Origin of the sequence: Pseudomonas sp. 10-1B (genome assembly GCF_000935045.1) — a bacterium.
In the GTDB taxonomy this organism is placed as follows: Bacteria; Pseudomonadota; Gammaproteobacteria; order Pseudomonadales; family Pseudomonadaceae; genus Aquipseudomonas.
The window spans coordinates 46,206-55,580 of sequence record NZ_JYKS01000056.1 but is presented as its reverse complement, the minus strand read 5'-3'; the positions used below and the strand labels follow the sequence as shown (position 1 = coordinate 55,580).

General features: G+C 61.0%; 9 protein-coding genes. 5 read left to right on the top strand and 4 right to left on the bottom strand.

The window, feature by feature from the left end; translation table 11 throughout:
• The 3 genes from TZ03_RS31635 to TZ03_RS24720 all read right to left on the bottom strand — a co-directional run.
• On the bottom strand, nt 1-305 hold a 305-nt coding region (locus TZ03_RS31635; protein WP_236692893.1), incomplete at its 3' end, for a hypothetical protein.
• A gap of 526 nt (nt 306-831) precedes the next feature.
• A complete protein-coding gene (locus tag TZ03_RS24725; RefSeq protein ID WP_051101011.1) occupies nt 832-2,052 on the bottom strand; it encodes a CaiB/BaiF CoA transferase family protein in 1,221 nt (406 codons plus the stop codon).
• 14 nt (nt 2,053-2,066) lie between these two features.
• The gene (locus tag TZ03_RS24720; RefSeq protein WP_016712875.1) at nt 2,067-3,248 is read right to left on the bottom strand and encodes an acyl-CoA dehydrogenase; all 1,182 of its coding nucleotides are present in this window, start codon (nt 3,246-3,248) and stop codon (nt 2,067-2,069) included.
• Nucleotides 3,249-3,410: 162 nt separating this feature from the next.
• Between TZ03_RS24720 and TZ03_RS24715 the strand changes: the two genes are divergently transcribed.
• Nucleotides 3,411-4,316, top strand: a complete 906-nt coding sequence (locus TZ03_RS24715; protein WP_051101010.1) for a LysR family transcriptional regulator — start codon at nt 3,411-3,413, stop codon at nt 4,314-4,316.
• Between the two features lie 130 nt (nt 4,317-4,446).
• Here TZ03_RS24715 and TZ03_RS30795 read toward each other — a convergent pair whose 3' ends face one another.
• Entirely contained in the window at nt 4,447-4,743 is a 297-nt protein-coding gene (locus TZ03_RS30795; RefSeq protein ID WP_152645537.1) for a hypothetical protein, read from the bottom strand.
• Between TZ03_RS30795 and TZ03_RS24710 the strand changes: the two genes are divergently transcribed.
• The 4 genes from TZ03_RS24710 to TZ03_RS24695 all read left to right on the top strand — a co-directional run bounded on the left by TZ03_RS24710 (nt 4,736) and on the right by TZ03_RS24695 (nt 9,317).
• Nucleotides 4,736-5,857, top strand: coding sequence for a Re/Si-specific NAD(P)(+) transhydrogenase subunit alpha (locus tag TZ03_RS24710; RefSeq protein ID WP_051101009.1), 1,122 nt, complete (start codon nt 4,736-4,738; stop codon nt 5,855-5,857). The genes TZ03_RS30795 and TZ03_RS24710 overlap by 8 nt on opposite strands.
• 11 nt (nt 5,858-5,868) lie before the next feature.
• A complete protein-coding gene (locus tag TZ03_RS24705; RefSeq protein WP_013970346.1) occupies nt 5,869-6,183 on the top strand; it encodes an NAD(P) transhydrogenase subunit alpha in 315 nt (104 codons plus the stop codon).
• Between the two features lie 2 nt (nt 6,184-6,185).
• Nucleotides 6,186-7,637: an NAD(P)(+) transhydrogenase (Re/Si-specific) subunit beta gene (locus TZ03_RS24700; protein WP_051101008.1), complete on the top strand. Its 1,452-nt coding sequence runs from the start codon at nt 6,186-6,188 to the stop codon at nt 7,635-7,637.
• A 186-nt stretch (nt 7,638-7,823) separates the two neighbouring features.
• Nucleotides 7,824-9,317 (top strand): acetyl-CoA hydrolase/transferase family protein, encoded by a 1,494-nt coding sequence (locus TZ03_RS24695; RefSeq protein ID WP_013970344.1) that lies wholly within the window; start codon nt 7,824-7,826, stop codon nt 9,315-9,317.
• The last annotated feature ends 58 nt before the right edge of the window (nt 9,318-9,375 follow it).

The following is a 9,375-nucleotide window of genomic DNA, read 5'->3' as shown; positions in this document are numbered from 1 at the left end:
CCGTACTCACAAGCACCCACACGAATTGCTTGATTCGATTTGTTAAAGAGCGGTTGGTTAAGAACTTTTCGTCTCAACCGAGGCGCGCATTCTACGCTTTCCTCATTTGCTGTCAAGCGTTTATTTTGAAGTTTTTGCCGAGAAACTCGTTTAGCTTCAAACACTTGACTCGCTGCGATCTCTCGTAGCGGGAGGCGAATCATACAGCGTTTAGAAGCGCTGTCAACCATCATCTCGACCGCTATCGACCGAAGGATCGAAGCGCTTCCAGTACTACCTGAATCGCTTAACTCTTTGAATTTCAAGGAGTTTTGCTTTCCGACTACGCTGGAAGTGGGGCGCATTATAAGGGGATTCGAAAGCCCGTCAACCTTTAATTTCAAGAAATTGAAATATAAGGGTAAAAGACCGTATCAAGGCCGCCAGGTGTTCGCCACAACACCTTCAGCGCCTATGCGATCGAGCGCCGCCCGCGCGGCGCATCGCCGGCAAGCCGGCTCCCACATTTGTTTCGGGCCAGTCACTCCTGGGGCCGAGGCACTCGGCCCCTTGGCGCCCGCCTTTATAGCGAGCTGGAACGACAAGGGGCGCGCGCCGGCGGCACAGGACACATTGGCCCGAAACAGATGTAGGAGCTGGCTTGCCGGCGATGCGCCGCGCGGGCGGCGCTCGATCTTGTAGGCGCCAGAGAACCCAAGGCAGGCACCTCTCAAAGCCAACACCATCTCAAAACAGCCCCTGAGCGCCCTGCCTCAACCAAGCAGCCAAAACCCTAAAAGCAAAGCAGGGAGGCCTGACGGCCTCCCTGCTTTTCAGTAAAACCCGCTGCCTCTAGAGCACACCAGCACCACGTAAGCGCTGCACCTCAGCAGTATCCAGACCCAACACCTCCCCCAGCACCATCTCGGTATGCTCGCCCAGCAGCGGCGGCGCCCGGCGATATTCCACCGGTGTCTCCGACAACCGTATCGGGCTCGCCACCTGCGGCACGCTACCCGCCAATGGATGCGGAATATTCACCGCCAACCCACGCGCCAGCACCTGAGGGTCCTGGAACATCTGCGCCAGGTCATTGATAGGCCCACACGGCACCCCCGCAGCCTCCAGCTGGCTCACCCACTCGGCCGTGGTCTTGAACACCGTAGCCTGGCGGATCAATGGAATCAGCTCGGCCCGGTTGGCCACCCGCAGCTTGTTGGTAACGAAACGCGGATCATCCGCCCATTGCGGCTGCCCGGCCACCTCGGCGAACTTGCGAAACTGGCTATCGTTACCCACGGTAAGAATGAAGTCGCCATCCGCCGTCGGAAAATCTTGGTAAGGCACGATATTGGGATGCGCATTCCCCAGGCGGCGAGGCGGGTTGCCCGTGGTCAGGTAGTTCATCGCCTGGTTCGCCAGGCAGGCTACCTGCACATCGAGCAACGCCATGTCGACATGCTGGCCTACCCCGGTCTGGTCCCGATGGGCGAGCGCAGCAAGAATGGCTACCGTGGAATACAACCCGGTCAGGATGTCGGTCAGTGCCACCCCAACCTTGACCGGCCCCGCACCTTCCTCGCCCTCCGGGCGACCGGTCAGGCTCATCAGCCCACCCAAACCCTGGATCATGAAGTCATAACCCGCGCGCTTGGCATAAGGCCCAGTCTGACCGAAGCCGGTGATGGAACAATAGATAAGCCGCGGGTTGACCGCCTTCAGGCTCTGATAGTCCAGCCCATAGGCAGCCAACCCACCCACCTTGAAGTTCTCGATGACGATATCCGACTTCGCCGCCAACTCATGCACCAGGCGCTGCCCTTCGGGCTGGGTAAAGTCGATGGTCACCGAGCGCTTGTTACGGTTGGCCGACAGGTAATAGGCCGCCTCACTGGTGTTCTCACCCTGGGCGTCCTTGAGGAAAGGTGGCCCCCATGAACGGGTATCGTCACCACTGCCAGGGCGCTCGACCTTGATCACGTCGGCGCCAAGGTCAGCGAGAATCTGGCCAGACCATGGGCCGGCCAACACGCGCGAAAGGTCCAGCACCCGCAGATGTGATAGCGCGCCCATGGGCTGGCTCCTTATCAATAGAAGGCCTGGATACCGGTTTGCGCACGCCCCAGGATCAGTGCATGCACGTCGTGGGTACCTTCATAGGTGTTGACCACCTCCAGGTTGACCAAGTGACGGGCCACCCCGAACTCATCGGAGATGCCATTGCCACCCAGCATGTCACGCGCCATGCGGGCGATATCCAACGCCTTGCCGCAGGAGTTACGCTTCATGATCGAGGTGATTTCCACCGCCGCGGTACCTTCGTCCTTCATCCGCCCCAGGCGCAGGCAGCCCTGCAGTGCCAGGGTGATTTCGGTCTGCATGTCGGCCAGCTTCTTCTGGATCAGCTGGTTGGCAGCCAGCGGGCGGCCGAACTGCTGACGATCCAGGGTGTATTGACGTGCGGTGTGCCAGCAGGCTTCGGCGGCACCCAATGCGCCCCAGGAGATACCGTAGCGGGCCGAGTTCAGGCAGGTGAACGGACCTTTGAGGCCGCGCACATCCGGGAAGATGTTTTCTTCCGGCACGAACACATTGTCCATGACGATTTCACCGGTGATCGAGGCGCGCAGGCCGACCTTGCCGTGGATCGCCGGGGCGCTAAGGCCTTCCCAGCCCTTTTCCAGAACAAAGCCGCGGATATCACCCGCATCATCCTTGGCCCAGACCACGAACACATCGGCGATCGGGCTGTTGGTGATCCACATCTTGCTGCCGGTAAGGCGGTAGCCGCCATCGACCTTCCGGGCACGCGTGATCATCGAGCCCGGGTCAGAACCGTGATTCGGCTCGGTCAAGCCAAAGCAACCGATCCACTCACCACTGGCCAGTTTGGGCAAATACTTCTGCTTTTGCGCCTCGGTACCGAATTCGTTGATCGGCACCATCACCAGCGACGACTGCACGCTCATCATCGAGCGGTAACCCGAGTCGATACGCTCCACTTCGCGAGCGATCAGGCCATAGCATACGTAATTGAGGCCGCTACCACCGTACTGCTCGGGAATGGTGGCGCCCAGCAGCCCGACCTCACCCATCTCGCGGAAGATCGCCGGATCAGTCTGCTCATGACGAAAGGCCTCGAGCACACGCGGGGCCAGCTTGTCCTGGGCGAACTGATAAGCGCTGTCACGTACCATGCGCTCTTCTTCAGTGAGCTGCTGATCGAGCAGCAGCGGGTCGATCCAGTTGAAGCTTGCTTTACCGGCCATGAGCGAAATCCTCGAAATAGGGGGGCAGTTTCTTGTGCCTTTGAGCCTAGGCCTGATCGGCCGCCGCGACAAACGAGGATTGCGCACCAATTAGTGATAATTTGTCACTTCGTGAATCGGCAAAACGCCATATTGACAGCCTTACAAGTGAGGTTGACGTACATGCGCCGCAAGATCCCCAGTACCGCCGCCCTGGTTTGCTTCGAGGCGGCGGCCCGCAACGAGAGCTTCACCAAGGCCGCCCAGGAACTCGCCCTGACCCAGAGTGCCGTCTGTCGGCAGATCGGCGGCCTGGAGGCCTTCCTCAATGTGGAACTGTTCCGCCGCTCGCGCCGCGGCGTGAAGCTGACCGAAGCCGGCCTTTCCTATAGCCGCCAGGTTGCCGCCCAACTGGACGCCGTGGAACGCGACACCCTGTCGGTGATGCGCCAGCAGGGCGCCAACGTGATCGAACTGGCCGTGGTGCCGACCTTCGGTACCCAGTGGCTGCTACCGCGGCTCAAGGACTTCCAGCAATGCCACCCGGAGGTCACGGTCAACCTCACAAACCGCACCCGGCCATTCCTGTTTGCAGACACCACCTTTGACGCCGCTATCTATTTCGGCGACGCCGACTGGTCCGGCACCCAGTCGCACCGGCTGATGGGGGAAAACCCGGTACCCGTGTGCAGCCCGGCGCTGCTGGGCGGGCAGGGCATGCTCGAGGCGCGCCGCATCGCGCAACTGCCACTGCTGCAGCAAAGCACGCGCCCCTATGCCTGGCGGCAATGGTTCGGCAGCGTGGGCATGAATGTAGAGCGCGACATGACAGGCCCGCGCTATGAACTATTCTCGATGCTCGCCCAGGCGGCCATGCACCAGATGGGCATCGCCCTGATTCCGCCGTTCCTGATTCAGCGCGAGTTGGAGGAGGGGAGATTGGTGGTCGCTAACAGACATGCCCTGAGTAGCGACAAGGCCTACTATCTGATGATCCCAGAGCGGAAGGTGGAGTCGGCCTCGCTGCGCGCCTTTCGCGACTGGCTGGTGAGCCAAGCCCAGGCGTATACGGCGAGAGCGATAAACTGACTTCGTAGTCAATTATTTTAAACACCTACAGATATATGTATTTGTCGCATATACATAAACTGTTATGCACGCCCAAAAAATGCCCTTTAACCCTGATGACTACGCGGCTTTGCGGGTTATTTTGCGACATTCACCAAGCCATAAGCGGATTGAGCGAAATTTTTTTGATTTTTTCTCCTAAGCTGCCAATAGCCCATGCTTGACGGGCTGCAGCCTTATCGTTGCGACATACGGTCACAGGGTGACTTGTAGTTTTAACTTCGTTTCGCTCCAGAACCGGTTGAAGGCCTCTGGCTTCGTCTGCAAAATGCTTCGCCCGCCCGGGATTCGGCGGGTTGGCGCTCCACAGCCGCCCCAGCGCACCATCCGAAGTGTGCTGGCTTTTACAAAGACAAAAGGTCACCGCAGGAGAAATAGTCGTGCACATTGGTGTTCCTCTCGAGACGCAGACCGGTGAGACAAGGGTCGCTGCGACCCCAGAAACCATCAAGAAACTGATTGGCCAGGGCCATCAGGTCACCGTCCAACGGGGGGCAGGGCTCAACGCCAGCATTCCGGACAGTGCCTATGAGGCCGTGGGCGCTTCCCTGGGGAGCGCCGCCGATGCCTACGGCGCCCAATTGGTGCTCAAGGTGGTCGCCCCCAACGACCAGGAACTGGCGCTGATCAACAGCGGCAGCCTTCTGGTGGGCATGCTCAACCCCTTCAACAGCGAGCTGATTGGCAAGATGGCCGAACGCGGCATTACCGCCTTTGCCCTTGAAGCGGCGCCACGCACCTCGCGGGCGCAGAGCCTCGATGTGCTGTCGTCGCAGGCCAACATCGCCGGTTACAAGGCGGTGTTGCTGGCTGCGCATCACTACCCACGCTTCATGCCCATGCTGATGACCGCCGCCGGTACCGTTAAGGCCGCGCGCGTGTTGATCCTGGGCGCAGGCGTTGCCGGCCTGCAGGCCATCGCCACGGCCAAGCGCCTGGGCGCGGTGATCGAGGCGTCCGATGTACGCCCGGCCGTGAAGGAGCAGATCGAGTCGCTGGGTGCCAAGTTCATCGACGTGCCCTACGAAACCGATGAGGAGCGCGAGTGCGCCGAAGGCGTCGGCGGCTATGCCCGACCAATGCCGGCCAGCTGGATGCAACGCCAGGCCCAGGCCGTGCATGAGCGCGCCAAGCAGGCGGATATCGTCATCACCACGGCGCTGATTCCCGGCCGCAAAGCGCCGACGCTACTTGGCGCCGAGACCGTGGCGCAGATGAAACCCGGCTCGGTGGTCATCGACCTGGCCGCTGCCCAAGGCGGCAACTGCCCACTGACCGTGGCTGATCAGGTGGTGATGGAGAACGGCGTGATCATCGTCGGCCCGACCAACCTGCCGGCCCAGGTGGGCGCCGATGCCTCGGCGCTGTATGCACGCAACCTGCTGGACTTCATGAAGCTGCTGTTCGACAAGGACGGCGCGTTGGTCATCAACCTCGAAGACGATATCGTCGCGGCCTGCCTCATGTGCCGTGATGGTCAAGTCGTCCGCAAGAACGGCTAAGGAGCACGACAATGGAAGACATGCTGATTTCCCATGGCATCTACAACCTGATCATCTTCGTGCTGGCCATCTATGTGGGCTATCACGTGGTGTGGAACGTCACCCCGGCGCTGCACACGCCGCTGATGGCCGTGACCAACGCCATCTCCGCCATCGTCATCGTCGGTGCCATGCTGGCCGCCGCTCTGACCGTGACCCCGGCTGGCAAGCTGATGGGCACCCTTGCCGTGGCCCTGGCCGCGGTCAATGTGTTCGGTGGCTTCCTGGTCACCCGTCGCATGCTTGAGATGTTCAAGAAGAAAGCCAAGAACGAGGCGCAGAAGTAAGCATGAGCATGAATCTGGTAACGCTTCTCTACCTTGTCGCCTCGGTATGCTTCATCCAGGCGCTCAAGGGCCTGTCGCACCCGACCACCTCGCGGCGCGGCAACCTGTTCGGCATGATCGGCATGGGGATCGCCATCCTCACTACGGTTGGCCTTATATATAAGCTGGGCGCGCTCTCTGTTGGCAACGGCAGCGCCACCGCCGGCATCGGCTACGTCATCGTCGGCCTGCTGGTCGGCGGTACCGCCGGTTCGATCATGGCCAAGCGCGTCGAGATGACCAAGATGCCCGAGCTGGTCGCCTTCATGCACAGCATGATCGGCCTGGCCGCGGTGTTCATCGCCATCGCCGCCGTGCTGGAGCCGCAGTCGATGGGCATCGTTGCCGCGATCAGCGACCCGATCCCCACCGGTAACCGCCTGGAGCTGTTCCTCGGCGCTGCCATCGGTGCCATTACCTTCTCCGGTTCGGTGATCGCCTTCGGCAAGCTGTCGGGCAAGTACAAGTTCCGCCTGTTCCAGGGCGCACCAGTACAGTTCGCAGGCCAGCACAAGCTGAACCTGATCCTCGGCCTGACCACCATCGCCCTGGGCCTGCTGTTCACCTTCACCGGTCACTACAGTGCCTTCACCCTGATGCTGGTCCTGGCCTTCATCATGGGCGTGCTGATCATCATTCCAATCGGTGGCGCCGACATGCCGGTGGTGGTGTCGATGCTCAACAGCTATTCGGGATGGGCGGCAGCCGGTATCGGCTTCTCGCTGAACAACTCGATGCTGATCATCGCAGGCTCCCTGGTCGGCTCAAGCGGTGCCATCCTCTCGTACATCATGTGCAAGGCGATGAACCGTTCGTTCTTCAACGTCATCCTCGGCGGCTTCGGCGGCGATACCGATACCGGCGCGGCACAAGGCTCGAAAGAGCAGCGCCCGGTGAAATCCGGCTCGGCCGACGATGCCACCTTCCTGCTGAGCAACGCCGACAGCGTGATCATCGTCCCGGGCTACGGCCTGGCGGTGGCCCGTGCCCAGCACGCACTGAAGGAACTGACCGAGAAACTGAGCCACAACGGCGTGACCGTGAAGTATGCGATCCACCCGGTGGCGGGGCGTATGCCTGGGCACATGAACGTGCTGCTGGCCGAGGCCGAAGTGCCGTACGACCAAGTGTTCGAAATGGAAGACATCAACGCCGAGTTCGGCCAGGCCGACGTGGTACTGGTGCTGGGCGCCAACGACGTGGTCAACCCGGCGGCGAAGAACGATCCCAAGTCGCCGATCGCCGGCATGCCGATCCTCGAAGCGTTCAAGGCCAAGACCATCATCGTCAACAAGCGCTCCATGGCCAGCGGCTATGCCGGCCTCGACAACGAGCTGTTCTACCTGGACAAGACCATGATGGTATTCGGCGACGCCAAGAAGGTCATCGAAGACATGGTGAAGGCGGTGGAGTGACAGCCGCCGTTGCAAACCAGCTGATATAAAGGAAGCCCCGGTCAGAAACGGCCGGGGCTTTTCTTTTATTGATCCGGATCAACGGCTCTATTCCAAGGCTTCTCATACGACCATGGTCGTGGGACGGCAACGGGCGAAATCTCTAGACTGCGCTGCAGTAGCTTCAGTAGCCCGAGATAACAATCCATGTACCGTGATCGTATCCGCTTGTCCTCCCTGCACAGCAAGGTAATGAGTGCGGCTGATGCCGCTGGTCTGATCGAGGACGGCATGACCGTCGGCATGAGCGGTTTCACCCGCGCCGGCGAAGCCAAGGCCGTACCACATGCACTGGCCGAGCGTGCCAAGCAATCGCCACTGAAAATCAGCCTGATGACCGGCGCCAGCCTGGGCAACGACCTGGACAAGCAACTGACCGAGGCCGGCGTGCTGGCCCGCCGCATGCCGTTCCAGGTCGACAGCACCCTGCGCAAGGCCATCAACGACGGCCAGGTGATGTTCATCGACCAGCACCTGTCGGAAACCGTCGAGCAACTGCGCAACCAGCAGCTGAAACTGCCGGATATCGCGGTCATCGAAGCCGTGGCCATCACCGAACAAGGCCACATCGTGCCGACCACCTCGGTGGGCAACTCGGCCAGCTTCGCGATCTTCGCCAAGCAGGTGATCGTCGAGATCAACCTCTCGCACAACACCAACCTCGAAGGCCTGCACGACATCTACATCCCGACCTACCGCCCGACCCGCACGCCAATCCCGTTGGTCAAGGTCGATGACCGTATCGGCAGCACCGCCATCCCGATCGACCCGGCCAAGATCGTCGGCATCGTCATCAGCGACCAGCCGGACTCGCCGTCCACCGTACTGCCACCGGACGACGAAACCCAGGGCATCGCCGACCACCTGATCAACTTCCTGAAGAAAGAAGTCGAAGCTGGCCGCATGACCAACAAGCTCGGCCCGCTGCAGGCCGGTATCGGCAGCATTGCCAACGCGGTGATGTGCGGCCTGATCGAGTCGCCGTTCGAAGACCTGACCATGTACTCCGAAGTACTGCAGGACTCCACCTTCGACCTGATCGACGCTGGCAAGCTCAGCTTCGCCTCGGGCAGCTCGATCACCCTGTCGACCCGCCGCAATGCCGACGTGTTCGGCAACCTGGAGCGCTACAAGGACAAGCTGGTACTGCGCCCGCAGGAAATCTCCAACCACCCGGAAGTGGTGCGTCGCCTGGGCATCATCGGTATCAATACCGCGCTGGAGTTCGACATCTACGGCAACGTCAACTCCACCCACGTGTGCGGCACCAAGATGATGAACGGCATTGGTGGCTCGGGCGACTTTGCCCGTAACGCCCACCTGGCCGTGTTCGTCACCAAATCGATTGCCAAAGGCGGCGCGATTTCCAGCGTGGTGCCGATGGTCAGCCATGTCGACCATACCGAGCACGACGTGGACATCCTGGTCACCGAGCAAGGCCTGGCCGACCTGCGCGGCCTGGCGCCACGCGAGCGGGCCCGCGCGATCATCGACAACTGTGTGCACCCAGACTACCGCGCTGCGCTGAACGACTACTTCGATCGCGCCTGCCAGCGTGGCGGCCATACCCCGCACATCCTGCGCGAAGCCCTGAGCTGGCACGAAAACCTGGAAGAAACCGGGCGCATGCTGGCTAGCTGATTCAGGCTTGGTACGGAACAGCGGCCCTGCTTCTGCTGTTCCGGCCTCTTCGCGGGTA

Bases quoted from the DNA above. Each gene is read 5' to 3' on its own strand.
- TZ03_RS24725 (WP_051101011.1), bottom strand. From the start codon at position 2,052: ATGGGCGCGCTATCACATCTGCGGGTGCTGGACCTTTCGCGCGTGTTG.
- TZ03_RS24720 (WP_016712875.1), bottom strand. From the start codon at position 3,248: ATGGCCGGTAAAGCAAGCTTCAACTGGATCGACCCGCTGCTGCTCGAT.
- TZ03_RS24715 (WP_051101010.1), top strand. From the start codon at position 3,411: ATGCGCCGCAAGATCCCCAGTACCGCCGCCCTGGTTTGCTTCGAGGCG.
- TZ03_RS30795 (WP_152645537.1), bottom strand. From the start codon at position 4,743: ATGTGCACGACTATTTCTCCTGCGGTGACCTTTTGTCTTTGTAAAAGC.
- TZ03_RS24705 (WP_013970346.1), top strand. From the start codon at position 5,869: ATGGAAGACATGCTGATTTCCCATGGCATCTACAACCTGATCATCTTC.
- TZ03_RS24700 (WP_051101008.1), top strand. From the start codon at position 6,186: ATGAGCATGAATCTGGTAACGCTTCTCTACCTTGTCGCCTCGGTATGC.
- TZ03_RS24695 (WP_013970344.1), top strand. From the start codon at position 7,824: ATGTACCGTGATCGTATCCGCTTGTCCTCCCTGCACAGCAAGGTAATG.